The following is a 24,016-nucleotide window of genomic DNA, read 5'->3' as shown; positions in this document are numbered from 1 at the left end:
AATCCACGTATGTGCGCGATCTATGCTATTCCTGCCCACGGATTTTGGCCGACGGCTGAAAGATTCTCCGAGCGGAACCAATTCGCGATGTGCAGTCACTTGCCGCGAGACGAAGACTAGCCAATATTACGCGCCGGAGTGGGCCCGTCAGCTGCTGCCAGCAATCTATGGTTCATTTGAATACGCCCCCTCTGGTCGGTGCTTCTCCTGATCATCGCCGCGCTGTTCGATCTGCAACCGTGCACGCGCGGCCGCTTGCTGTAGCCGCTCGGCCAACAACTCGCGCGGCGGCAAGGTGGCCAGGTACTCGGCCACATGGATGCCCGACTTGTTCAGCTCGAGCAACTCAATCTGCTCGGATTTCTTGCCAGTGCAAAGGATGATGCCCAGCGGCGAGGCCTCCTCCGGTTCCCGCTCATTCCTATCGAGCCAGCGCAGCTATAGCTCCATCTGGCCCTTGTACGCCGCCTTGAACTCGCCGACCTTCAGTTCGACCGCCACCAGCCGCCGCAGCTTCCGATTGTAGAAGAGCAAGTCGAGGTAGAAGTCGTCGCCATCCAACTGGATGCGCTTCTGGCGGGCAACGAAGGTGAAGCCCACGCCTAGTTCCAGCAGGAAGGACTCCATTTCGCGGACGATCGCTGCCTCCAGATCGCCCTCCTGCCAGGCGTCTCGAAGCCCCAGGAAGTCGAGGATGTATGGGTCGCGCATGACGAGGCTGGGCGACATTCGCCGCGCATCGCGCATCGTTGCCAGCTCCTGCGCTATCAACTCTTCCGGCTTTCTGGATAATGCCGTGCGCTCGTACAGCATCGAGTCGATGCGCTCTCGCAGCGTCCGCACGCTCCACCGTTCAGCACTGGCCATCTGCGCGTAGTAATCCCGCTGGCGCGGGTCTCTCAGCGGGATTAGGGCGATGAAGTGCGTCCAGCTCAATTGTCGTATCAGAGATACGACAATCTGCTCGTCTGGGAAGGTTGTGGCGAACTGCACCATGCGGCGCAGGTTCTTCTCGGCGAAGCTGCTGCCGTAGTCCCTTACCAACTGGGCCGCCAGTGTGGCCAGCACTTCCTCGCCGTAGTCAGCCCGCCGACCCTCCAAAACCTGCGTATGAATGCGGTGGCCGACACGCCAGTAAAGGATCGTCAGCTCGCTGTTCACCGCCGAGGCGGCGCGCTGCCGCGCTGCCTCGATCAATGCCCGGATGTCGCCCAGCAGGGCCGACGGTGCTGCAGGCGACGGACCGGCTATCTTGCGCCGCTTCATTTCGTCACTCCTTCGGCCTGCCGCGCTCCAGTGATCATCTTGCGCCGGCTCGCCACCAGTTCCGCAGCCTGGCGCACGGGATCGTCTTCCGTGTGGACGTAACGCATGAACATCGCCAAGGTCTTGTGCGCTGTCAGCGCCATGCCGACCTTGACCGGGATGCCGGAGTTGGCGATATCCGTGGCAGCGCGGTGGCGGATGCCGTGGGTGCCGACCTTCGGAACGCCGGCGCGCTCGAGGATGCGCAGCCATGCGTGGTAGTAGGATGCCGGACTGAGCGGCCTGCTGTGATCAAGGATGGCGGGACAGACATAGGGTGAATCGCCGTAGCGCGGCGCGTTCGACAGAAGCCGATGGGCCTCCTCGCTCAAGGGCTTGGACATACCGCCCGTCTTGCTGTCCGGCCACACCACCCGGCCGTTGGACAGATCGAGCCAATCCCACTGCAAAAGCCGGACCTCCGACATCCGCGCCGCGAACTCGAATTGCAGCCGGACGGCAAGCAGGTGGATCGAATGCTCCAGCCCCTCCGCCTCGGCTTTGTCCAGATATGCGAACAGCTTGACCATCTGCTCATCGGTGATGAGGCGGGTCGTGCCATTCTCCGGGTACTTAGGCACGTGACGGCAAGGGTTGGAGCCGTCGGGCCGGTAACCCCACACCTTGGCCAGGTTGAACATTTTGCAGATGCATGCCAGCGTCCGATTGGCTTGGATGGGTGACTTTTCCATACGCTTCATCAGCGTGGTGATGTCCTGCCGTGTGACCTCGTGGACTTTTTTGCTGCCGAAGGCCGGGATGACAAAGCAGTCGATCTGGTGCTGATACGAGCGCCGCGTGCTTGGCTTGTTGTGTAGCTTGGAGTGGTCCTCCATGAACCGGAGGCAGAGCTCATTGACGGTAGGCGCCTTGCGGGCTTTGGCCTTGTCATGTCCAGGGTCGCCGCCGCGCCGGACTTCGGCTAGCCAGTCCGGGGCCAGCGACCGCGCCAGTTCGACGGTCAGCTCGCCGAACTGGCCGAGCGCCGGCTTACGCCGCATACCCGAGTTCGTGCGGTACTGAAGCATGAACACTTTGCGGCCGGTTGGTGTTACCTTGCATATGAAGCCCGGAACGATCGTATCCCGGAGTTCGACGTCGCTGGTCTGTGCCTTTGCAGCATCAACAACGCTCTTGGTCAGCTTGATCTTAGTCATGTGGTGCTCCTGAGAGGCCCAGATTCCAGGGGCCGGCCAGGAGCCAAGCGAAAGAGAATCGGGGCGATTTGCATCGCGCACCGCGATATGATCCAAGGCGTTGGATTTGCGGAAAACCCGCCACAGCAAGCTGTATCCAAGCCAAGAGGCCCGCCGGTGCAGAGCATACGCTGTGACTGACTATCATCAGTTATGCCCCGCCGCACCACGCGGCAGCCCACAGGTAACCACCGAGGACACGGACATGAGCAAGATCGGCTTTATCGGACTTGGCGTGATGGGCAAGCCCATGGCGCAGCACATTGTCGACGGCGGGCATACCGTGTTCGCCTATAAGCGCAGCGGCGTGCCGCAGGACCTGCTCAATGCGGGCGTGAAGGCCTGCGCCAATGCCGAGGAAGTGGCGCGGCAGTCGGAAACCATCATCCTGATGCTTCCCGACACGCCTGACGTGGAGCAGGTGCTGTTCGGCAAGGAGGGCGTGGCCGACGGCCTTGCCGACACGCCCGGCGGCGTCACGGTGATCGACATGAGTTCGATCTCGCCGATCGCAACGCGCGAGTTCGCACGCTGTATCGAGGTGCTTGGCGTCGACTACATCGACGCGCCGGTCTCCGGCGGCGAGGTCGGCGCCAAGGCCGCTACGCTGTCGATCATGGTGGGCGGCAAGCAGGAAGTGTTCGACCGCGTGCTGCCGCTGCTGCAGCTGATGGGCAAGAACATCACGCGCGTGGGCGAAGCCGGTGCGGGCCAGGTCGCCAAGGTCGCCAATCAGATAATCGTGGCACTGACCATCGAGGCCGTCAGCGAGGCGCTGGTGCTGGCCGCGCGCGCCGGCGCCGATCCGGCGCGCGTGCGCGAGGCGCTGATGGGCGGCTTTGCCAGCTCGCGCATCCTGGAAGTGCATGGCGAACGAATGATCAAGCGCACCTTCGACCCGGGCTTCCGCATCGCGCTGCACCAGAAGGACCTGGAACTGGCGCTGTCCACCGCGCGCCAGCTCGGCGTGGGGCTGCCCAACACGGCGTCGTGCCAGCAGCTGTTCAATGTCTGCGACGGACTGGGCGGCGCCGGATGGGACCACTCGGGCCTGGTCAGGGCGATCGAGCACTTGTCCTCGTTCGCCATCGGCGACACCGCGGCGGCGGACTGAAGCTGGTGCAAGACATCGGACACAGGCACCAACGCAGCCTCCAGCCAACCCGCCACGCATGCCGCGCGCCCGCACCGCCCTGCTGACGACGCTGGCCCTGCTGGCCTTTGCCGGAAATTCGCTGCTGTGCCGGCTCGCGCTCAAGGGCACCACCATCGACGCGGCCAGTTTCACGATTGCGCGCGTGGCGGCCGCGGCGGTGGTGCTGTGGGTCATCGTGATGGCGCGGCGGCAGCGCGAGCGCTCAAGCGGGCGCGATGGCGCGCTGAGCGGCAACTGGTTGTCCGCGCTGGCGCTGTTCTGCTATGCCGCGGCCTTTTCGTTCGCCTATATGCGGTTGAGCGCGGGCACCGGCGCGCTGCTGCTGTTTGGGTCGGTGCAGGCCACCATGACCGGCTATGGCCTCTACGCTGGCGAGCCGCTGCGCGCGCGCCAGTGGATCGGCCTGGCGCTGGCGCTGACCGGCCTGGTCTGGCTGATGCTCCCCGGCCTGGCTACGCCGCCGCTGCATTCGTCGCTAATGATGATCGCCGCGGGCATCGCGTGGGGCATCTATTCGCTGCACGGCAGGCGTGCCGCCGATCCGGTCTCGACGACCGCGGGCAACTTCGTGCGGGCCGTGCCGATGGCGCTGGCGCTGGGCGCGGTGATGCAGGCCGAGCGCTCGCTGGACGGCACCGGGCTCCGCTATGCGCTGTTGTCCGGCGCGATCACCTCGGGTCTTGGCTACGTGGTCTGGTATGCGGTGGTGCCGCAGCTGCGCGCCGCCACTGCCGCGACCGTGCAGCTGAGCGTGCCGGTCATTACCGCAGTGGGCGGCATCGCGCTGCTGGACGAGGCGCTCACCTTCCGGCTGGCGCTGAGCGCGGCCGCCGTGCTCGGTGGCATTGCACTGGTGATCGCAGGCAAGCGGACCGAACGCGCCTGAGCTACTGCGCGTCGACGGCGGCAAACGCGCCACCGTGGAACACCAGCGGCGCGCCCGGCGCCGAGGCGTAGGCCACCACCTCCACCACGAACACCACATGGTCGCCTACCGCGCGCACCGAGCGATGCGTGCAGATAAAGGTCGCCAGCGCGCCCGCGATCAGCACGCTGCCGCACGGCCCCGGGCGGCAGTCGACCCCGGCAAAGCGGTCGACGCCGCGCGCGGCAAAGCGGCGGCACAGCGCCTGCTGGCCGCCGGCCAGCACGTTGATCGCATGGCACGGCGCCGCACGCAGCGCGGGCAGGCTGGCGGAAGCGCGCGCCAGGCACCACAGCAGCAACGGCGGCGCCAGCGACACGGAGGTGAACGCGTTGATCGTGACGCCGACGGGCTGGCCGTCAGCGCCGGCGGCGGTCACCACCGTGACGCCGGTGGCGAACTGGCCCAGCGCAGCGCGCAGCGCGCGCCGGGCCGCTTCGTCGTGGCCGATGCTGCAGGCCTCGTCGTCATAGCCGCTGTCGTTGCAGGCCTCGGTGGCGAACGGCAGCGGTGCGAGCGCGGGCATCATTGCGCGGCCTGCCGCACCTCGCCGGTCGGCGCGTCGAGATCCAGGCCCAAGGCCATGCGGCCGGCGTATTCCTGCTGCGCGCTGGCTTGCAGCGGGTGGAAGCGCGCACCCTGCGCATCGCGGAAGCGCCGCTCCAGCCCGGCATCGCGATAGAAGCCCGCGCCGCCTGCCAGGTCCATCGCGGCTTCCACGCTGGCCAGCACCGCGCGCGCGGCCAGCGTGCGCCCGCACATGATGCGGTTGGTGGTGACCGCGCCGGGCGCCTGGCCCGAGGCTGCGTCGAACATCGCATTCAGCGCCATGCCCGCGGCCTCGGCTTCGTTGCAGAGACGGCCGGCCGCTTCCACGGCATGCGCATTCAGGCGCCGCTGCCGCGCGAGCTGCAGCGCGATATCGCGCGCGGCTTCGGCAATGCCGACGTAGACCGAATAGATCAGCGGCAGCGCGATCATCGCCACCGTATGCATCATCGGGTGCCACACGCCTTGTGGACGGCGCGCAGCGATGGCGGTGTCGGGCACCAGCACGCCTTCGAGCTGCACGTCGTGCGAGCCGGTACCGCGCATGCCCAGCGTGTGCCAGTTCGACATGACCTGCACACCCGGCGTCTTCATCGGCAGCGCGAAATGCAGCACCGTGGGGCCGCTTTCCGGATCGTCATAGACCGCGCACGTCATGAACAGGTCTGCCACCGGCGCGCCGCTGGCGAAGATCTTGCGCCCGTCCACGCGATAGCCGCCGTCGACGCGCGTGGCCTTGCCGCTGCCTTGCAGCCAGTCCGAACCGCCGCTGCCCAGCAGCACCATCTGCTCGCCCGCGACGCGCTTGAGCAGGCCTTCGACCGGCGCCTTCTGGTTGCGCCAGCGCCAGGCCGCCGTGGCCACCGGATGGGTATGCATGGCAAAGGCTAGTGCGGTCGAGCCGCAGTACTTGCCCAGCTCGCGCAGCACGGCGCCGAGTTCGCGGTGCGAGAGCCCGCCTCCGCCCAGTTCCTGCGGCACCGCGGCGGCAAAGAAGCGGTGCGCGCGCAGGTCGTCGTAATTAGCGCTGACGAACTGCCCGCTGGCGTCGATCTCGGGCGCGCGTGCGTCGAAGGTGCGGCCCAGTGCCGCGGCAAGGGCGAGCCAGTCGGCCTGCGCACCTGCGCTGGCATCGGGGGCGGATAGTGTTTCCATGGTGTTGTCTCCTGCTGGTCTGATACGTGCCCCCGCGCAGTTGTCTACGTTGTCCGGCAGGTAGCACGGTGCTAGTATCGGAGCCCGGTCCCCTGGCCCGTATGATCGGGCGTCCGGCTTTCTTGCGCGAAACACCGGATCTGGAGGAATGTGACCATGGATGCCCTGTCCGACCTCTTGCGCGCCGTGCAGTTGAGCGGCGCCGTCTTCCTCAACGGCGAGTTCAAGTCGCCGTGGTGCCTGGTCTCTGAAGCGGATGCTGAATTGCGCAGCGCCTTCCTGCCCGGCACCGACCGCGTGGTCTCCTATCACCTGATTACCGAAGGCGTCTGCTGGGCCCGCCTGGTCGACGGCAGCGGCCCCGACCTGCGCGTGGAAACCGGCGAGCTGCTGGTGGTGCCGCAGGGCGAACCGCACGTGCTGGGCAGCGACCTGCGCCTGCAGGCGATACCGTCCGCGCCGCTGGTATCCGACATGTTGCGCAACAGCCCCGGCGAAGTCATGCGCGTGTCGTACGGCGGCGGCGGCGAAACCACGCGCATGGTGTGCGGCTTTCTCGGTTTTGACGACACCATGGGCAATCCGCTGCTGACGTCGTTGCCGCGGCTGTTCAAGGTGGGCCTGGGTAGCGGCCTGGAGTCGGCGTGGCTGGCCTCGGCGCTTGCCTTTGCCACGTCGGAAGCAGCGGAGCCGCGCGCGGGCACCGCAACGGTGCTGGCCAAGCTATCGGAACTGCTCTTCGTGCAGGCGGTGCGGCGCTGCATCGACACGCTGCCAGACAATGAAAGCGGCTGGCTGGCGGCGCTGCGCGACCGCTACGTGGGCCGTGCGCTGTCGCGCATGCATGCGCGCCCGGCGTACCCGTGGACGGTGGATGAGCTTGCGGGCAACGTGGGCCTGTCGCGCTCGGCGCTGGCGCAGCGCTTTACCGACCTGCTGGGACAGCCACCGATGCAGTACCTGGCGCACTGGCGCCTGCGCACCGCGGCGGCCGAGCTGCGCAGCGGCAACCGCTCCATCGGCGAGATCGCGGGTGCGGTCGGCTACGACTCCGAGGCCGCGTTCAGCCGCGCCTTCAAGCGCGAGTTCGGGCTGCCGCCGGCAAGCTGGCGCAGGAGCCGGGCCGACGAGATGCGTGCACCGGTCACGGCCGTGAGCTGAATCCCTTCGTCCCGATCTGGCGCAATACGAATAAAGGCGGCCCGCGCCGGTGGCGCGGGCCGCACTATGGAACGATGCAGGCTTGGCAGGGAATTACATCTTCTGCTTGGTGCTTTCCGCCGCGCCCTGGACCTTCTCGCCGCCGCGTTCAATATCCTTGCCTGCGCCGGACATGGTGTTGCAACCAGTGACCAGCAGCACGCCAGCGAGTGCAAACAGTGCGTATAGCTTTCTCATGACGATCTCCTTGCTTCGTGTGGATGCGACTTGCGCCGCCAGAATGGAAATGATCGGATGGCATGACCGGGCAAGCTGCTTGCCCAACCGGCAATTGGATCGTAGCAACGCGCGGCCGTCCGAAAAGTCGGCATTCGTCCTACCGCGATGTCAGCCGAAGGCGCGACATGCCGGCCCCAAACGTTGCATCACACTCTCTGCAGAACGATCCGGTTGCCTTGGCTGGCCAACGCTTGTAGGACGGCGACCGATAGCCGCCCGCGGAGGCATCGCATAGAAATCAAGTACGTCAGATGAAGCCCCTCCCGGCCGCCGGCCGGCGCCGTCCCGCCGTTATGCGGGCCACAACACCTTGCCGCTCGCAACGCGCTGTCGCGCATGCTACGTTGACAGAAATCAACGAAGCGCGCAGCGTCCGCGAAGCCACGGGTCCACTGCCGATACTGGAAAAAGGCAGATCGCCACTATCCTGAATCCAGAACCCACCGAGACCCGCCATGCCCCTGTTCCTCAGGTATCGCCCGCTGGACATCTATCCCGACCCGATCGAGGCCACGGTGGCCGAGCTGCACGAACTGGCCGCGGATGTCCAGGCGAGGCAGGCGCGCAAGTGGCAAAGACACGGCACCATGCTGGCCGCAAAGGACCTCGCGGACGGGAGATTTCCTGCCGGCGACCCCGAAACGCGGCATTAGCCTGCGGACATTTCGGGTCCACGCCGAAATGTGAACAAGTGTCATATCGGGTTGGCAAAGACATGACCCCTGCGAAAGAATGGGCTCCCGCATGCGGCGCGGCCCGTCAGGGCACCCGCCGCTGCACCATCTTCCTGACGCAGCGACATGAATCGAACCACCCGAGATTGCGTGCTGGCGTTGATTTCCACCCTGCGAGCCAAGGGGCCTATACCCCGGCACCAGCTTGCCGCCGCCAGCCGCCTGAGTGCCGCGGAACTGACCCGCGCATTGAAATCGGCCCGCCAGATGGGCGTCGTAGCCTACGCCGGCGAGCCGGGACTGCCGGCACAGGCCGACACCCCGCTCGTGCTGACCGGCCGGCCGTTGCCGCCGCCGTGCCGGGTCACGCCGCCCGCACGCGAAAGCACGCCGCACTTCGAACCATTGCTCGACGCCTGGGGCATCGCGCGCCCACGGGCGCTGCCGCGTGGCCATGCCTCGTAACGCCAGCCGCGCCCGGCGCCCGCGCAGGACGTTCGCTGCCCGCCATCTGACACTCGCGCACCCGGCGGCACCCTTCGGCAGGATCTGCCCGCGCCCCGCGCCGGCGTGCCGTTCTTACAAAGGCCGGTAAAGCGCACACACGCGGCGCGAGCGCCGGACACTCCCACGCGCAGCGGGCAAGGGGGGTTTTCCCTCCGGCCCGGCAGCCTCTCCGCGTCTGCAAGTGCACCAGACGCCCCCGCCCCTTCCACAGCCGCTTCCGGTACGGAACTTGCGCGACGCTTCAGGCTGAACCTCCCTGAGGGTGCGACATGAGGCAACAGAACCCGCCCGGCACCACGGCGCGCGTTGCGCCGGACACACCGCATGAAGTCCAGGAACCGGCCAGCTTTACGCTGCAGCCGGGGCACAATTGCTGGCGCGTCGAGCCGTGCCAGCGCTTTGCCATGCTGGTCGATGGCGACGCGTACTTCCACGCGGTGCGCGCGGCGCTGCCACTGGCCGAGCACACCATCTTCATCCTGGGCTGGGACATCGACAGCCGCATGGAACTGGTGCCGCAGGGCGCCGACGACGGCCTGCCCGCCGGCCTGCGCGACTTCCTGTGCGCGCTGGCGGATCGCCGCCCCAGCCTGCGCATCTACATCCTGAGCTGGGACTACGCCATGGTGATGGCGCTCGAGCGCGAGTGGCTGCCCTCGGCCAGCGCCCACTGGCAGGCGCACCGGCACCTGTCGTTCCGGCTCGACGGCAACCATCCCCCGGGCGCCTCGCACCACCAGAAGGTGGTAGTGCTCGACAACAAGGTGGCCTTTGTCGGCGGCCTGGACCTGACACTGCGCCGCTGGGACGACAACCAGCACGCCCCCAAGGCGCCGCTGCGCATGGCCGAAGGCAAGCCCTATGCGCCCTTCCATGACGTGCAGTGCGTACTTGACGGCGGCGCCGCCGCAGCGCTGGGCGATCTGGCCGCGGCGCGCTGGCTGCGCGCCACCGGCAAGCGGTCGCGCCCGCCCGCGCCGACCTCGTCGGACCCGTGGCCGCCCTCGCTGGCGCCGGAGCTGACCGATGTCAGCGTCGGCATCGCGCGCACCATGCCCGCCTGCGAGGACGAGCCCGGCGTCAGCGAGATCCGCATGCTGCTGCGCGACGCCATTGCCTCGGCCCGAAACAGCATCTACATGGAGAACCAGTACTTCAGCTCCGGCGAGATCGCCAAGGCGCTGGGGGCGAAGCTCGGGCGCGAAGACGGCCCGGACATCGTGCTGGTGTCGCGCCGCAACGAGAGCGGCTGGCTCGAAGCGCACAGCATGGGCGTGCTGCGCGCGCGCCTGTACCGCCGGCTGCACGCGGCCGATACTTATGAGCGCTTCCGCCTGTTCTGTCCGTCGATCCCCGGGCTGATGCCGGATTGCGTCAACGTGCACAGCAAGGTGACGGTGATCGACGACGACTTCCTCACCATCGGCTCGTCCAACCTCAGCAACCGTTCGCTCGGACTGGACACCGAATGCAACGTCGTGGTGACTTCGGGCGGCGACGAGCGCGTGCGCACGGCCATTGCCGCCATGCGCGCGCGGCTGCTGGGCGAACACCTGGACGTGGCGCCCGAGGAATTCCAGGCTGAGGTCGCCGCCTCGCGCCGCCTGCTCGCGGCAATCCGGTCGCTGCAACGCCCCGACGGCCGCACCCTGGAAGACTACGAGCCGCCGCTGCCGGACGATCTCGACGCCGCCTCGCCCGGGGATCACCTGCTGGACCCGATCGAGCCGATCGACAGCGACCAGGTGCTGGCGGAATTCGTCAGCCACGAGGCCCGCCCGCGCGTGGCAGGCCGCGTGGGGGTGATGGTGGCGCTGGCGCTGGTACTGACCGGGCTGGCCTTTGCGTGGCGCTACACGCCGCTGCGCGAATGGGCCGACTTCCGCGCCTTGCTCGCCGTGGTCGAGCGGCTCGACGACATGCCGCTGGCGCCGCTGGCGATGATGGGCGTCTACCTGGCGGGTGCGGCAACGATGCTGCCGGTGACGGTGCTGATCCTGGTGACTGTGGTCGTGTTCGGACCCGTCTACGGCGCGGCGCTGGCGCTGTGCGGCACGGTGCTGAGCACCTGCGCCGGCTACCTGGCCGGGCGCGTGCTCGGGCGCAATACGGTGCGCCGTTTTGGCGGCAGGCGGCTGAACCGCGTCAGCCACCAGCTCGGCAAGCACGGCGTGCTGGCGATGGTGGTGCTGCGGCTGGTGCCGCTGGCGCCGTTCTCGCTGGTCAATCTGGTGGTGGGCGCCTCGCGCATCAGCCTGCGCGACTGCCTGGTCGGGACCGCGCTCGGCATGCTACCGGGCATCCTGATCTCGGCCGCGCTGGTCGATCGCGTTGCCGCCGCGGCACGCCACCCGGGGCTGCTTACCTTCAGCCTGCTGGCGCTGGTGCTGCTATTGCCGGCGTCCCTGCTGCTATTGTTGCGCCGCCGGCGGCGGCGCCATGCCGAAGCGCGCGGCGCGCCCCCGCACGTCGCTGCGCACGGGCCCGGAGGGCGGCTGGCGCGCCTCGCCCGCATGGCGGGCGGACGCACATAGCTAGCGCCTGCGGCGGTAGCTGGCCGACATGATCTGGGTCCACTCGCCGTTCTCGCCCTGCATATAGGACGTCAGCAAGCGCTGGTCGTCGCCCTTGAAGGTAATCACATCACGGTACTGCGCCATGTGCCCGTTGCCGGAGCAATCGGGGCCCTCGGCGCGCAACGTCAGCTGCTCGCCACTAGCATCGAGGTCGCCCTCATAGACCCACAGGTGGGTCATCATCGAGCCGATGAACGTGCCGACGAAATGCTTGCGCGCGGGATCGTAACCCAGCGTCATCACCGTGGTGGCCGGCCCGCAGCCTGGCATGTCGCCCTGCGCCACGCACTGCACCCACACGTCGCCGACGCTGCTGACGCGCTCGGGTATTTCCCACTTCTGCGTCGGCTGGTCCGGCCCCATCGACGCCTCGCCTTCGGCGATCCAGTCGCCCACCAGCCGTTGCAGCCAGCGGTGTTCCTTCTGCGCTTCGGTCTTCATTCGCGGTCTCCTTGGCATGGCAGCCCCAAATCGCAGCCACAAGCGGCAGCGGCACGATGCCGGCCCTTGGGACGTGCATTTGTGGATGCTGTACACATAGCCTAGCAAAGGAGATGGACAGCGTCCACATTTAATTGCAATTGACCAGGCCGGGCTGGCCGCAGCAGGATTGCCAGCTGAGGAGATAAAGCGAGGAGACAAGCCGCGCGGGTGGCAGCGGCCGGAGAGATTACTGCGGCAACCGGACCTTGGGCACCACGAACTGGTTACCGGGGGCGCGCAGCACGTCGCACTGCACCTTGGCCTTGCGCACGGCGCCATCCTGCGCCAGGTATTCGACATCGCCCACCACGCTGTAGGCGTCTTCGGCCACCTTGCGGGTCTTGCCGCTGACCCACTTGAAGCTGCCGGGATTGGGCAGCGCCGCCTTGACGGCCTTCATGCAGGCGACCGGCGCTTCCGGGGCCTCGTCCTTGCCGCGCGGCTTGGGCGCGCTGTCCTGCCCCGCGGCCAGCGCCGCCGACGCAGACGCTGCCGACAACATCAGCACGAGCGTGGCGGACAGGGAACGTGGCGAAAGCGGCAAAACCTGCATCTTGGGCTCCTGGGGGCGGCAGTGACTAGCGCGACATTCTAACGCCGCCGCCAAACCCTTCAGGCTGCGCCGCCGCAACAAAAGTTCCCTCGCCGCCACGGCGTCACACCTCAGTGTCGTGGCGGGAATCGCGCGAGGCCCGCGTGATACAGTCCTCAGCGTATGGCACACCGCAAACCCGCAAGCATGAAGACGCTGCTGATCGTTTACCACACGATGACCGGAGGCACCCGGCAGATGGCGGAGGCCGCCGCGGATGCGGCCCGCACGCAGACTGGCGTGAGTGTCGTGCTCAAGCGCGCATGCGAAGCCGGCCCCGACGATGTCCTCGCCGCCGACGGCTACCTGTTCGCCACGCCGGAAAACCTGGCCGCAATGGCCGGGATGATGAAGGACTTCTTCGACCGCTGCTACTACGCGGCGCTCGACCGCATCAACGGCCGACCGTACGCCACCATGATCTGTGCGGGCAGCGACGGGCAGAATGCGTTGCGGCAGATCGAACGCATTGCCACGGGGTGGCGGCTCAATTGCGTGGCACCTGGCCTGATCGTTTGCACGCATGCGCAGACGCCGGAGCGCATCCTGGCGCCCAAGCAGATCGGGGCGGAGGATCTTGCACGGTGCGCGGAACTCGGTGAGGGGTTGGCGGCCGGGTTGGGGCTTGGGGTGTTTTGACAAGCCGGTCGTCGGGTGGCGCGCTATTGCCTGGCAGCGGGGCTACACTGCCGGGAACAGGACTTGCACGGCAAGTAACGTCGCCCCCGACCGGCATCCACCATGGAAGACCCCGAAATCACTGCCTCAGAAGCCAGGCGCGATCCGCTTGCCGGCACCGCGCGCGGTTCTATGCGGCTTGTCGATGCCCTGACCCAGACGGCGCTGGTCGTGGCCACCGCCACGCTGGCGTGGGTGCTGTGGCGCCGCACCGACGCCTTTGCCTGGCTCGGCTCGCTCGAGCCAGCGGCCACCGCTGCCCTCGCGCTCCTGACCACGTTGGTAGCGCTGCTGGGAGTGTGGATGGGCGTGCGCACCTGGCGGCGCGTGGGCTGACGCGTCGCTAAACCTTACAACGCAGCGGTAAAAAGGGGCCTGCGCCGTCTCCGGCGCGGGCCGATGCGGCACAACGTCAGCTGCTGCCGGCCCGCTGAGAAGGGGATGCTCCCCGCGCGCTGGCAAATTGTGCCGCGGCACACGGGCGAGGCTGCGACTCAGATGCGGGTGGACCCGCCAGTACTGTCACGGCCCTTGCCGGGCCCGCCGCTGCCCGTTTCCATGCCTGCGCCATAGCTGCTGGCGGTGGATCCCGTGGCGCTGCCCGAGCTGCTGACGCCGCTGACACGGCCCGGGGTGGAGACACCGGCCTGGGTGCCGGTGGTGCCTTGCACGCCTTGTTGTGAGCCTTGCGTGCGTTGTAGCGTGCCCTGCGCGCCTTCTGTAATGCCAGACACGCCGAACGCGCCGGGCGAGCCCAGCCTGAGGCCATTGTGGATCTCGCGCACGCCAAACACGTCGTCGGCGATTTCCTCGATGCTGTACTTCTCGCGGCGGTCCTGCACGTTGCCGGTCAGGCGCACCACGCCGCTCTGCACTGCGACTTCCACGTCCCGTACATCGACATGCCGTGCATGCGCCAGCCGTTCGCAGATTTCTTCGCGGATGCGCTCGTCGCTGCGTTGATAGCCCTTCGGGCCGATCCGGTCGCGGCCGCGCCGCATGGAGCCAGCACGCAGTTCGCGCGCGCCGGGCGCCTGCTTGCCGGGTTCGCGGACGCGGCCACCGCCGCTCCATTGCCTGCCTTGCGCGCCTTGCCCGGCGGCCTGGCCGCCGCGCAAGGTGTCATCGTCTTCCCACGGCGTGCGGCGGCCGGCCTGCTGCCAGTCTTCGCGCCGTTGCTGCCCCCGGTCCTGGCCGCTTGCGCTCTCGCGGCTGCCGTAATATCCCCGTTCGCGCAAGTCGCTTTCATGCCGCTGGCGGCCTGCATAACGGCCTTCGCCATAATCGCTGGCCGGGCCACCGCGCTGGCCGTAGCGCCCTTCACCGTAGCCGCGCGGATCATCGCCGCGCCCCTGGCCTTGCAACGGTCCTTGCCGCTGGCCCTGGCCCTGACCTCGGCCCTGCCCTTGACCGCCGCGCTCGCTGCGGCGGGTATCGTCATCGTCGCGGTCCTCGCGCCACCAGGAGCCGCCGCCTTCATTACGGAATGGATGCATCGCTGTCTCCGCTGATTGGAACCACGGCGCCGCCATCGCGGCTACGCCACGCCAGTAGCCGCGGGCGCAAGTTCCGTACCACTGGAGCGGCACGGCCATTGGCAGGGCCTGTCATGCACGACAAAAACAACGGCGGGCGCCATGGGTAAAAAGCGCCCGCCGTTGTAAAGGCATCCCTTGCTGTCCGCGAAGGGGTGGGGAAATGCGGCAGCCGGCATGCCCAGGGCCGGCGTTCCCGGTGTTGTGTGTCGCGGTCTTGTGTCGCTTCAGGCAGCCAGGGACCGCGCAAAGCCCCGCGGGGTATCGCAGCCGCCATGTTCTTCCTGCACGATCAGCGCGACGCCGCGCCGCCTGGCCGCGGCCGTGCCGATATTGACGGCGACGTCCCGGTCTTCGCAATGGACCAGGCCCTTGCGTGCACTTTCGACCGTAAGTTCCCAGCCTAGGGGCGTCTGCCTGATGAGGAAGTTCGCAGCCATGGGTCACTCCGTAGTCGTTGGTGTACTTGCAGCGTAGCGCATGGGCCTACAGGTGAAATCGGGGTCTGTCCGAAACCGTGTGGTCGCTCCTCCTACACGAATCCGCGAAGGCCACACCCGCAAAAGGCAATTTGCACGGAGATTAATACTCCGGGGATGCGACTTTTGATGCATATCATGGCAATCACCTGATCGATTAATAGAATGCATCGCTCAACGAGAAACGCGGGAACAGCCCCGCGAATTCGATGAAGCGGGCCGCGCAACATGGCGCGGCGGGTCATGATTATTGGAGGCACGCCCGGGGATATCCCGGCTGCGCGATTTTCCGATAACTCGCAGCAGGAACACGATGGACGCACGCAACACCGAGCAGATGGCACGACGAACCGAGCAACGAAATGACGATAGCGCGGAAAGAAGCGAGACAAGAAGCGGAAGCGTGCTGCACGAGATGGAACAGACCCGGCTGGCGATCGAGATGATCGGCCTCGGCGCCCGCCTGCAGGTGCTGGAATCGGAGGTCGCCCTGCCGCGAGTACGGCTGATCCGGCTGTACAAGGAACTGTGCGGCGCTTCGCCGCCCAAGGGCATGCTGCCGTTCTCGACCGACTGGTTCGTGACCTGGCGCCCCAACGCCCATGCTTCGATGCTGCTCAACGCCTACCGCTTCATGGCCGGCAACGGCAGCCTGAAGGGCATCCGCGCAATGCTCGCCGGCTACCGCATGTACCGCGAACAGGTCTGCGTGACCGGCGAGGCCGCCCAGCTCAGCTTTACCCGCGCCTGGACGCTGGTCCGCTTCTACGAGCGCGGCATGCTGAAGCTGGCGCGCTGCACTTGCTGCGGAGGCAGATACGTCGTCCACGCCCACGATCTGCGGCGCCGCTTTGTCTGCGGGCTGTGCATGCCGCCTGCACGTGTCGGCAGGGGCCGCAAGGCCGCGCCTGCCGCTGCCGCCGGTTGAGGCGCCGGTGGAACTGTCTCCTGCCGCACAGTCCCGCCAGACGCGGGCTTTCATGATGAGTGCGTCAGCCACTACAGCCATCCGCCGCGCCGCCATCCGGCAAGGCGGCCGGCCCGCTCCCGGGAGCCCGCCATGTTCAGGATCAACATGCTTTCCAGAATACTGGGCGCCGCGACGCCCCTGCCGGACAACCCTGCCGACCAGGCGCCGGCCGTCCAGCCGGCGGGGCCGGCCATCGCGGCCGTGCACGCCCCGCCCGCCCCGCCCGCCGCGCCATCTTCGGCGCCCTCCACGCCTGAACAATTCGCGCGCAACCTCAAGACGCAGGGCGACGCCATGGTCCAGTACGGCGCCCGGCTGCTGGTCATGCGGGAACTGCTGTTCGCGATGTCGGCAGGCTTGCCGCCCTCGGCGCGCGCCAGTGTGGAGCGGCGCTTCCGCCAGCGCATCGACCAGCTGCTGGCGCTGACCGACGACCGCGCCCTGCCGGGCGAATTCCACGATACCCTGCTGGCGGAAATCAATTATTACCTTGGCGAGCTGAAAACCTGAGCGCATGGGCCGGGGGCATAATCAATGTGCACCATGATAATCACAGCAGCTTTCCATCGTCGCGCTCCGAATTCATCATCAGAAATCGCGCGATCAGAATGAGAAATTTCGCCACGATAATAAGGACCTGCCTCGCGCCGGCCTTTTTATAATCAACGTCACGACAGACCACCACGCGCCCCCGGCCGAACATCACCCTATCGGCCGGCGCCCGTTTTTCGCGTGGCCACGCGCCGGCTAATCCGGCCGCCCACCGCGGCCGGCACATAGATTGACAAGAAGGCCGTCGGGCGCCCCCGCGCTGCCTGGCAAGCGCCGAAGCCAATGCGCCATGACCGACCAGCATTGCTCCACCTGCCCCATGGGGCGCTTCTGCCTCCCCGCTGACCTGGATCCCGCCGAACTCCCCGCACTGGACGCGGTGGTACGACGCCGGCTGCGCCTGAAAAAAGGCGACATGGCATATCGCATGGGCGATCCCGCCGCGGCGATCTATGCCGTGCGGCTGGGCACGCTCAAGTCCCACGTGGCGACCGAGGACGGCCGTTCGCAGGTCGTCGGCTTTCACCTGCAGGGCGAGATCCTGGGGATGGACAGCGTGTTCGCACCGGTCCACCTGTCCAGCGCCACCGCGCTGGAAGACACGCAGCTGTGCGTGCTGCCGGTGAGCGCATTGCAGGGGGTGCTGCCGCGCCTGCCCTCGCTGCGGCGCCAGCTGGTGCTGGCGCTGGCGCAGGAGGCGCAGCACGATCGCGCCATGATGACCACCATCGGCCTGATGACGGCGCAGGAGCGGCTGGTCGCCTTCCTGCTTGGCCTGTCCGAGCAGCTGTCGGCGCGAGGCTTTGCCGCCAACGAATTCGTGCTGCGCATGAGCCGGGAAGAGATCGGCAGCTACCTGGGGCTCAAGCTCGAGACCATCAGCCGGCTGTTCTCGCGGCTGGCCGAGGCCGGCATGATCGAGGTCCATCACCGGCGCATCCGGCTGCTGTAGTCCGACGCCCTGCGCAGCATCCACCGCCGTTCACGTTCGGTGCCAGCGCTGGTGCGCGCGGGCCACTGCGCCATTGCGGCAGCCCAGCCAGCGCCGCCCATCCTTGAAACGCTCTCCACGCTGGCTCCGCGCTAGGGAACGTGGCACGGGCAGCGCCATCGTGCCTGCGGCAGCCCGCTCAGCGCCGGTCGCCAGCCCGGCCGCCGGCACCGCGCAGGGCGCGATGATTCCCGCACGCAGGAATTCCGGGACCGCGAAACCAGCCGCTATCATTGCACGGCGTTTCCGGTCCAGAACCACATAAAAAGGAATCCATGCGCATCATCCCAGGGTCGATTCAACATCAACACCCCGATACAGGACAGCCAGGCCGCTCCGGCCTCGGCATCCGCATTGCGATCGGCATCGTGCAAGGCCTGCTGCTCTATGGCTTGTATCGCGAAGCCGCCGCCCATTCCGACTTCGCCCGCAACAGCCTGGTGTTCGTGCCTCTGGTGCTGTTGGCCCTGCTGGTGCCACCGCTGGCCATCGTCGGCATCACGCAGTTTCCGGGGCGCCGGCTGCTGCTATGGTGCGCGGCGCTGGCGGCCGTCGTGGCGGTGCTGGGCTACCACGACGCGTGGCGCCAGCTGGATCCGGCCGCGCTGGCGGCGAGGCAAGCCGGCGTCCTGACCAGCTATCCGTCCATGCGGGCGGTGCAGGCGGCATCGGCCATCCTGTTTATCGGCTTCGCGCTGATCCTTGCCGGCGAAACCGCGCATCGAACGTTTGCCCCGTACCCGGCCTACTTCCGGCTGAGCTGGAAGCTCGGCCTTCAACTGCACCTGGCGGGGCTGTTCGCCGCGGTGCTGTACCTGGTGCTATGGGCGGGCGCCGCGCTGTTCATGCTGCTGAAGCTCGATTTCCTGCAGCTGCTGCTGCGCGAGGCGTGGTTCAACATCCCCGTGGTGGCCATGGCGTTCGCGGCCGGCTTGCACCTGACCGATGTGCGCGACGACTTTATCCGCGGCGTGCGCACGCTGGTGCTGACGCTGCTGTCCTGGATCCTGCCGGTGCTGGTGCTGATCGTGGCCGGCTTCCTGCTGACGCTGGCGTTCCGCGGCCTGGCGCCGCTGTGGGCGACCCGGCACGCCGGCATGCTGCTGCTGGCGGTGATCGCGCTGCAGGTGGTCCTGGTCAATGCCGTGTTCAAGAGCGGGCAGGAAGACGAGGCCCTGCCGCGCGCGCTGCTCTGGTCGGCCCGCGCCGCCTGCCTGACATTGTTGCCGCTGGCGGCCATCGCCGCGCATGCGCTGGCGCTGCGCATCGGCCAGTACGGCCTGTCGGAGCGGCGCGTGCTGATGGCCGCGTGCCTGGCCGTGGCGCTGTGCTATGCCATCGGCTATGCCTGGGCCGCACTCGGGCGCGGCGCGCTGCAGCGGATGGCACCGGTCAATGTGCTGACCGCCTGGGTCATGCTGGTGGTGCTGGCCACCCTGTTCACACCGCTGGCCGATCCCGCGCGGCTGGCCGTCAACAGCCAGGTGGCGCGGCTGCTTGACGGGCGCGTGGCACCGCAGCGGTTTGATTTCAACTACCTGGGCCAGCGCGCCGGCAACTATGGCCGGCAGGCGCTGGCGCGGTTGCAGGCCGAGACCGCGTCACCGCAGGCCGCCGCCATCCGCGAACTGAGCGCGCAGGCCGCGCAGCAGCGCAGCCCCGACGGCGCGCGCGCCCCACATCCGGCGCCCGATGCCGCCACAATCGCCGCCAACCTGGACCTGCGCACGCCCGGCCGCGCCGTGCCGCCGTCATTCCTGGCCAACGACTGGCAGCAGGCTACGCCACGCTGGCGGCTGCCAGCCTGCCTGACCTCGCGCGCCATGCGCTGCGACGCCTACGTGCTGCCGCTGACCGCCCAGGACACGCCCAATGTCGTGCTCTTTCCCGGCACCAACGCCAACGGCTCGGTGTTCGGCCAGGACGCCGCGGGCGCATGGCGCCTGATCGCCACGGTCAATATCGGGCCGGATTGCGCCGCCGTGCGCGAGGCGCTGGCGCACGGCACCTTCCGGCTGGCGCCGCCGGTGCTGCCGGATATCGAAATCGGCGGCCGCCGGCTGCAACTGGAAGACGCCCGGCACCGCGGCGTGGGCTGCAAGCCGTAGCGCCGGCGAGTGGAAAGTGCGCACGGTCGTGGGCACCAGCGAGGAGCGCGGGCGTGCTACAGTATTCTATTCAGGTAAAACTTACGCAGCGACGTTTAGCGCACCTGCGCTGCCCCCGACAATATCCGCGCGCCACATGCCCGCGCGCCACGCCCGGGGCGGCCGGCAATCGCTCTTCACCGCTTTCGCGCGCACCCCGCCCGCCACGAGCCCGTGGCGCCCAACCATTGCCGCGCAGCCGCCTGTCCGGGCCGACGCCCCGCCGCCGCTGCCACTGTCCCCACAGGATCTTCATGACCCAACGGCTCCAGGCCGCACTGACCATCGCACTCTTCAAGCTGCTTGCCGCATTGCCCTATGGCGTGACCGCACGCCTTGGAGACGGGCTCGGCAAGCTGCTCTACCGCATTCCCAGCCGCCGCCGCCGCATCGTCCTCACCAACCTGAAGCTGTGCTTCCCGGACATGGACGAAGACACGCGCCAGAACCTGGCGCGCAATCACTTCGGCCACGTGCTGCGCAGCTACCTGGAGCGCGGCATCCAATGGTTTGGCAGCGCCGAGCGCCTGGGCAAGCTGGTCGAACTGGACACCCGCATCGACCTGGCCTCGTGCACGGAGCAGCCCACCATCTTCATGGGCTTTCACTTCGTCGGCATCGAGGCCGGCTGCATGTTCTATTCGATGCGCCACCCGGTGGCCTCGCTGTACACCAGGATGTCCAGCCCGATGCTCGACGAGATCTCGCGCACGCAGCGCGGGCGCTTCGGTGCGGAGATGATCCCGCGCAGCGGCAGCGGCAAGCAGGTGGTGCGCACGCTGCGCGCGGGCTGCCCGGTGATGCTGGCGGCGGACATGGACTTCGGCGTCACGGATTCCGTGTTCGTGCCGTTCTTCGGCGTGCCGGCCTGCACGCTGACTTCGGCCTCGCGCCTGGCCAGCATGACCGGCGCGCGCGTGGTGCCCTTCACCACCGAGGTCCTGCCCAACTATCGCGGCTACCGTCTGCGCGTGTTCGACGCGCTGGAGGGCTTTCCGTCGGGCAGCGTGGAGGAGGATTCGCGCCGCATGAATGCCTTCCTGGAAACCCAGATCGCGACCATGCCGGAGCAGTATTACTGGGTCCACCGGCGCTTCAAGAACCGGCCCGCCGGCATGGTGCCGGTGTACTGACGCCAGGGCTAGCCAGCACCGGCGCGCCGCCACGCCGCCTGGATATCGTCCACCAGGCGCTCCAGTTTGACGGCATAGCGGGCGTTGTCGCGCCTGCGCTCGCTCGCTGAATACGGGAAGCTGATGTTCAGCCCGTACAGCTGCTGGTCCGGGCCCCAGAACGCAGCGCCCACCGCCAACAGGTGCCCCGGCTGGTACGCAGCCGTGCAAAAGCCGCGCTGCTGCGACTGGGCAATCGCGCGCAGCACGCACGCACGCATGGCGGGCCACGCGTCGCCCTGCCGTGCCGCAATGCCGTCCAGCATGTCTTCCCGCACGCCCGGCGGCAACGCCCCCAGCCACGACAGCCCGATCGCCGTCAGCTCCATCGGCACGCGCGAGCCCGGCACCACGCGCCGCGTGCGCGATACGCTGTCGCGGCTATGGCGGATCGAGGCCAGGTACACCATCTCCAGCTGATCGCCCACGGCCAGCCCCACGTTGACCTTGTCGGCCTCGGCCACCTTGCGCATCAGCGGCAGCGCGATGTCCGCCGCGCGGTTGGCGTGGTGAAAGGCATCGGCCAGGCTCAGCACCACCGGCGCCAGCCGGTAGGCCCGTTCATTGACGTCGTAGCGCAGGAAGCCCGCGTCCACCAGCGAGCGCGTCAGCCGGCTGACGGTGGGGCGCGGCAGGCCGGTGCGCGCCGCCAGCTCGGCATTGGTCAGGCTGGTGGTGCCGATACGGAAGGCGCGCAGCAGCACCAGTCCCCGCTCCAGCGACTGGCTGCCCGCGGTGTCGCGGGTGAAACGCCCGGTCTGGTGGGTGAGCCGCCGCGTCGACGCCTGCTCCTGTGCTGTCTCAGCCATCGCCGCATAATTTCAGTTAGTAAAATTCGAGTATAGCGGCGAGGCGCCGCAGCGCGAATACTGTGTGCTCCACCGGCCCGCGCCGGACCCAATCACAGAGGAGCGCCCCGCATGTCATCCGATGCCGATATCCAGCTGACCCGAGACGGCCACGTCACCCGCATCGTGCTGTCCCGTCCGCCGCACAACTTTGTCGATGCCGACCTGATGCGGCGCCTGGCCGACACCCTGCTGGCGCTGGACGACGACCCCGGCTGCCGCGCCATCGTGCTGGCTTCCGGCGTCAGCGCCTTCTGCGCCGGCGCGGACTTCAGCGGCGCCGGCCAGGGCGAGGTCGCCAACGACCCCGCCGGCTTCTACGTGCATGCGATGAAGCTCTACCGCAACCGCAAGCCCATCGTCGCCGCGGTGGAAGGGGCTGCCATCGGCGCCGGACTGGGGCTGGCACTGGTGGCCGATTTCCGCGTGACCTGCGCCGAGGCGCGCTACAGCGCCAACTTCAACCGGCTGGGCTTCCACCCCGGCTTCGGCCTCAGCGTGACGCTGCCGCGGCTGGTGGGCGAGCAGCAGGCCGCGCTGCTGTTCTACACCGGCCGCCGCATCACCGGCACCGATGCGGTGGCCATCGGCCTGGCCGACGAACTGGTGGCCAAGGCCGACGTCAACGACCGCGCCATGGCGCTGGCGCAGGAGATCGCTACCTCCGCGCCGCTGGCCGTGGAGACCACGCGCGCCACGCTGCGTGAGGGGCTGGCCGACCGCATCGCCGAAGTCAACCAGCGCGAGCTGGCGATCCAGCGCGGTCAGTTCCGCAGCGAAGACTTCCGGGAAGGCGTGGCCGCGATGGCCGAACGCCGCACGCCGGTGTTCCACCGCCGCTAAGCCATGCAGCCGACAAGGAGGGAACCCGTGCCCCGACAAGACCCCCGCGCCACGCCCGCCGGCCCGCTGGACGGCATCCGCGTACTGGACCTCACCTCGGTCGTGCTCGGCCCGCTGGCCACGCAGGTGCTGGCGGACTTTGGCGCCGACGTGATCAAGATCGAAGGGCCGGAAGGCGACCTGATGCGCGCCAACGGTGTGTCGCAGCACGCCGGCATGAGCTCGATCTACCTGGCGCTGAACCGCAACAAGCGCTCGGCCGTGCTCGACCTGAAGACGCCAGAGGGCGCCGAAGCGCTGCGCGCGCTGATCGCCGGTGCCGATGTGCTGGTGCACAACATGCGCGTGGCGGCGATCGAGCGGCTGGGCTTTGGCTATGACGCGGTGGCGCGCATCAACCCGCGCATCGTCTACTGCGTGGCGACCGGCTTCGGCCAGGACGGCCCGCACCGCGACAAGCCCGCTTTCGACGACATCATCCAGGCTGGCTGCGGGCTGGTGGCGCTGGGCTCGGGCAGCGGCGAACGGCCGGAATACGTGCCCAGCCTGATCGCCGACAAGACCACCGGGCTGGCGCTTGCCAATGCCGTGCTGGCGGCGCTGCTGCACCGCGAGCGCCATGGCGTGGGCCAGTCGGTCGAAGTGCCGATGCTCGAGACCATGGCCGCCTTCGTAATGGCCGAGCACCTGGGCGGCCTGACCTTCGAGCCCGCCCCTGCCGGCGCCGGCTATGCGCGGCTCTTGCAGGGCGGGCGCCGCCCCGCGCCCACCCGCGACGGCTGGATCTGCGCGCTGCCCTACACCGAACGCCACTGGCACGCCTTCTTCCGCGCGGTCGGCCGGGACGACCTTGCCGACCGCTACGAGGTAGGCGACCGTGCACAGCGCAATGCCAATATCCGCGCACTGTACGGCCACCTGGCCGAACTGACGCCTGAGCGCAGCACCGACGAATGGATGGCGCTGTTCGAATCGCTCGACATCCCCGCCACGCCGATCTACGGCCTCGATGCGCTGGTCGAGCATCCGCACCTGCGCGCCGTGGGACTGTTCCAGGCCACCCACCACCCCACCGAAGGCCCGCTGCGCGAAGTGCGCCCGGCTGCGCGCTTCTCGGCCACACCCTTGTCATTGCGCCGCCACGCACCGGCGCTGGGAGAACACACCGCCGAGGTTCTGCAGGAAATCGGCATCACCCCGCCCGCCGCGCATGGCGGCGGCCCGGCATAGCAAGGAGAGACAC

General features: G+C 68.1%; 25 protein-coding genes and 1 pseudogene. 15 read left to right on the top strand and 11 right to left on the bottom strand.

Annotated elements, in window-relative coordinates:
* Nucleotides 1-165 precede the first annotated feature (165 nt).
* Together ABNX08_RS23660 and ABNX08_RS23655 are read right to left on the bottom strand one after the other, a co-directional pair.
* A pseudogene (locus ABNX08_RS23660) lies at nucleotides 166-1,266 on the bottom strand (YhcG family protein).
* The gene (locus tag ABNX08_RS23655) at nucleotides 1,263-2,462 is read right to left on the bottom strand and encodes a site-specific integrase (RefSeq protein WP_022538136.1); all 1,200 of its coding nucleotides are present in this window, start codon (nucleotides 2,460-2,462) and stop codon (nucleotides 1,263-1,265) included. Before ABNX08_RS23655 ends, ABNX08_RS23660 begins: the two are co-directional and overlap by 4 nt.
* A 244-nt stretch (nucleotides 2,463-2,706) precedes the next feature.
* Here ABNX08_RS23655 and ABNX08_RS23650 point away from each other — a divergent pair, with 244 nt between their 5' ends.
* Entirely contained in the window at nucleotides 2,707-3,615 is a 909-nt protein-coding gene (locus ABNX08_RS23650; protein ID WP_022538135.1) for a 2-hydroxy-3-oxopropionate reductase, read from the top strand.
* Nucleotides 3,616-3,673: 58 nt separating this feature from the next.
* Nucleotides 3,674-4,543, top strand: coding sequence for a DMT family transporter (locus tag ABNX08_RS23645; RefSeq protein WP_022538134.1), 870 nt, complete (start codon nucleotides 3,674-3,676; stop codon nucleotides 4,541-4,543).
* Nucleotide 4,544: 1 nt separating this feature from the next.
* Here the strand turns inward: ABNX08_RS23645 and ABNX08_RS23640 are convergent, their stop codons facing one another.
* Nucleotides 4,545-5,111: a flavin reductase family protein gene (locus ABNX08_RS23640; RefSeq protein ID WP_022538133.1), complete on the bottom strand. Its 567-nt coding sequence runs from the start codon at nucleotides 5,109-5,111 to the stop codon at nucleotides 4,545-4,547.
* A complete protein-coding gene (locus tag ABNX08_RS23635; RefSeq protein WP_022538132.1) occupies nucleotides 5,108-6,286 on the bottom strand; it encodes an acyl-CoA dehydrogenase family protein in 1,179 nt (392 codons plus the stop codon). The genes ABNX08_RS23640 and ABNX08_RS23635 overlap by 4 nt, the downstream gene beginning before the upstream one ends.
* Nucleotides 6,287-6,442: 156 nt before the next feature.
* On the opposite strand from ABNX08_RS23635, the gene ABNX08_RS23630 reads away from it, so the two are divergent.
* The gene (locus ABNX08_RS23630) at nucleotides 6,443-7,447 is read left to right on the top strand and encodes an AraC family transcriptional regulator (RefSeq protein WP_022538131.1); all 1,005 of its coding nucleotides are present in this window, start codon (nucleotides 6,443-6,445) and stop codon (nucleotides 7,445-7,447) included.
* A 93-nt stretch (nucleotides 7,448-7,540) separates the two neighbouring features.
* On the opposite strand, the gene ABNX08_RS23625 is transcribed toward ABNX08_RS23630, so the two are convergent.
* The gene (locus ABNX08_RS23625; protein WP_022538130.1) at nucleotides 7,541-7,684 is read right to left on the bottom strand and encodes an entericidin A/B family lipoprotein; all 144 of its coding nucleotides are present in this window, start codon (nucleotides 7,682-7,684) and stop codon (nucleotides 7,541-7,543) included.
* A 497-nt stretch (nucleotides 7,685-8,181) separates the two neighbouring features.
* Between ABNX08_RS23625 and ABNX08_RS23620 the strand changes: the two genes are divergently transcribed.
* From ABNX08_RS23620 to ABNX08_RS23610, 3 genes are all read left to right on the top strand, one after another.
* Nucleotides 8,182-8,379 (top strand): hypothetical protein, encoded by a 198-nt coding sequence (locus tag ABNX08_RS23620; RefSeq protein WP_022538129.1) that lies wholly within the window; start codon nucleotides 8,182-8,184, stop codon nucleotides 8,377-8,379.
* A 174-nt stretch (nucleotides 8,380-8,553) separates the two neighbouring features.
* A complete protein-coding gene (locus tag ABNX08_RS23615) occupies nucleotides 8,554-8,865 on the top strand; it encodes a hypothetical protein (RefSeq protein ID WP_041681990.1) in 312 nt (103 codons plus the stop codon).
* Nucleotides 8,866-9,176: 311 nt separating this feature from the next.
* Nucleotides 9,177-11,441 carry a VTT domain-containing protein gene (locus ABNX08_RS23610; protein WP_022538127.1) on the top strand — a complete coding sequence of 755 codons (2,265 nt, stop codon included), beginning with the start codon at nucleotides 9,177-9,179 and terminating at the stop codon, nucleotides 11,439-11,441.
* On the opposite strand, the gene ABNX08_RS23605 is transcribed toward ABNX08_RS23610, so the two are convergent.
* Together ABNX08_RS23605 and ABNX08_RS23600 are read right to left on the bottom strand one after the other, a co-directional pair.
* Complete coding sequence (locus ABNX08_RS23605) at nucleotides 11,442-11,924, bottom strand: DUF1579 domain-containing protein (RefSeq protein WP_022538126.1); 483 nt, start codon at nucleotides 11,922-11,924, stop codon at nucleotides 11,442-11,444.
* A gap of 229 nt (nucleotides 11,925-12,153) precedes the next feature.
* Nucleotides 12,154-12,519 (bottom strand): DUF2880 domain-containing protein, encoded by a 366-nt coding sequence (locus ABNX08_RS23600; protein WP_022538125.1) that lies wholly within the window; start codon nucleotides 12,517-12,519, stop codon nucleotides 12,154-12,156.
* 186 nt (nucleotides 12,520-12,705) lie between these two features.
* Here ABNX08_RS23600 and ABNX08_RS23595 point away from each other — a divergent pair, with 186 nt between their 5' ends.
* Together ABNX08_RS23595 and ABNX08_RS23590 are read left to right on the top strand one after the other, a co-directional pair.
* A complete protein-coding gene (locus ABNX08_RS23595; RefSeq protein ID WP_022538124.1) occupies nucleotides 12,706-13,197 on the top strand; it encodes a flavodoxin family protein in 492 nt (163 codons plus the stop codon).
* Nucleotides 13,198-13,299: 102 nt separating this feature from the next.
* Entirely contained in the window at nucleotides 13,300-13,572 is a 273-nt protein-coding gene (locus ABNX08_RS23590; RefSeq protein ID WP_022538123.1) for a hypothetical protein, read from the top strand.
* Nucleotides 13,573-13,730: 158 nt separating this feature from the next.
* On the opposite strand, the gene ABNX08_RS23585 is transcribed toward ABNX08_RS23590, so the two are convergent.
* Together ABNX08_RS23585 and ABNX08_RS23580 are read right to left on the bottom strand one after the other, a co-directional pair.
* Nucleotides 13,731-14,732, bottom strand: coding sequence for a BON domain-containing protein (locus tag ABNX08_RS23585; RefSeq protein WP_041681727.1), 1,002 nt, complete (start codon nucleotides 14,730-14,732; stop codon nucleotides 13,731-13,733).
* A gap of 266 nt (nucleotides 14,733-14,998) precedes the next feature.
* On the bottom strand, nucleotides 14,999-15,211 hold the full coding sequence (locus tag ABNX08_RS23580) for a hypothetical protein (protein WP_022538121.1): 213 nt from the start codon (nucleotides 15,209-15,211) through the stop codon (nucleotides 14,999-15,001).
* A 352-nt stretch (nucleotides 15,212-15,563) separates the two neighbouring features.
* Here ABNX08_RS23580 and flhC point away from each other — a divergent pair, with 352 nt between their 5' ends.
* Together flhC and ABNX08_RS23570 are read left to right on the top strand one after the other, a co-directional pair.
* Nucleotides 15,564-16,178, top strand: a complete 615-nt coding sequence (gene flhC / locus ABNX08_RS23575; protein WP_022538120.1) for a flagellar transcriptional regulator FlhC — start codon at nucleotides 15,564-15,566, stop codon at nucleotides 16,176-16,178.
* Between the two features lie 132 nt (nucleotides 16,179-16,310).
* Nucleotides 16,311-16,730 carry a hypothetical protein gene (locus tag ABNX08_RS23570; protein ID WP_022538119.1) on the top strand — a complete coding sequence of 140 codons (420 nt, stop codon included), beginning with the start codon at nucleotides 16,311-16,313 and terminating at the stop codon, nucleotides 16,728-16,730.
* A gap of 40 nt (nucleotides 16,731-16,770) precedes the next feature.
* On the opposite strand, the gene ABNX08_RS23565 is transcribed toward ABNX08_RS23570, so the two are convergent.
* Nucleotides 16,771-17,076 (bottom strand): hypothetical protein, encoded by a 306-nt coding sequence (locus ABNX08_RS23565; RefSeq protein ID WP_022538118.1) that lies wholly within the window; start codon nucleotides 17,074-17,076, stop codon nucleotides 16,771-16,773.
* On the opposite strand from ABNX08_RS23565, the gene ABNX08_RS23560 reads away from it, so the two are divergent.
* The 3 genes from ABNX08_RS23560 (at nucleotide 17,062) to ABNX08_RS23550 (ending at nucleotide 21,043) form a co-directional block, all read left to right on the top strand.
* Nucleotides 17,062-17,724, top strand: a complete 663-nt coding sequence (locus ABNX08_RS23560) for a cyclic nucleotide-binding domain-containing protein (RefSeq protein ID WP_022538117.1) — start codon at nucleotides 17,062-17,064, stop codon at nucleotides 17,722-17,724. The genes ABNX08_RS23565 and ABNX08_RS23560 overlap by 15 nt on opposite strands.
* A 314-nt stretch (nucleotides 17,725-18,038) precedes the next feature.
* Nucleotides 18,039-19,871, top strand: coding sequence for a DUF4153 domain-containing protein (locus ABNX08_RS23555; protein WP_022538116.1), 1,833 nt, complete (start codon nucleotides 18,039-18,041; stop codon nucleotides 19,869-19,871).
* 293 nt (nucleotides 19,872-20,164) lie between these two features.
* Nucleotides 20,165-21,043, top strand: a complete 879-nt coding sequence (locus ABNX08_RS23550) for a lipid A biosynthesis lauroyl acyltransferase (protein WP_022538115.1) — start codon at nucleotides 20,165-20,167, stop codon at nucleotides 21,041-21,043.
* 8 nt (nucleotides 21,044-21,051) lie between these two features.
* Here ABNX08_RS23550 and ABNX08_RS23545 read toward each other — a convergent pair whose 3' ends face one another.
* Entirely contained in the window at nucleotides 21,052-21,891 is an 840-nt protein-coding gene (locus ABNX08_RS23545; RefSeq protein ID WP_022538114.1) for an IclR family transcriptional regulator, read from the bottom strand.
* A gap of 111 nt (nucleotides 21,892-22,002) precedes the next feature.
* Between ABNX08_RS23545 and ABNX08_RS23540 the strand changes: the two genes are divergently transcribed.
* Both ABNX08_RS23540 and ABNX08_RS23535 read left to right on the top strand, forming a co-directional pair.
* Nucleotides 22,003-22,773 carry an enoyl-CoA hydratase/isomerase family protein gene (locus ABNX08_RS23540; RefSeq protein ID WP_022538113.1) on the top strand — a complete coding sequence of 257 codons (771 nt, stop codon included), beginning with the start codon at nucleotides 22,003-22,005 and terminating at the stop codon, nucleotides 22,771-22,773.
* A gap of 27 nt (nucleotides 22,774-22,800) precedes the next feature.
* Nucleotides 22,801-24,003 carry a CaiB/BaiF CoA-transferase family protein gene (locus ABNX08_RS23535; RefSeq protein ID WP_022538112.1) on the top strand — a complete coding sequence of 401 codons (1,203 nt, stop codon included), beginning with the start codon at nucleotides 22,801-22,803 and terminating at the stop codon, nucleotides 24,001-24,003.
* The last annotated feature ends 13 nt before the right edge of the window (nucleotides 24,004-24,016 follow it).

The organism is Cupriavidus sp. DF5525 (assembly GCF_040149425.2).
Classification (GTDB): domain Bacteria; phylum Pseudomonadota; class Gammaproteobacteria; order Burkholderiales; family Burkholderiaceae; genus Cupriavidus; species Cupriavidus pickettii_A.
The sequence above is the reverse complement of the archived record's forward strand: the minus strand, read 5'-3'. Positions and strand labels throughout refer to the sequence as shown.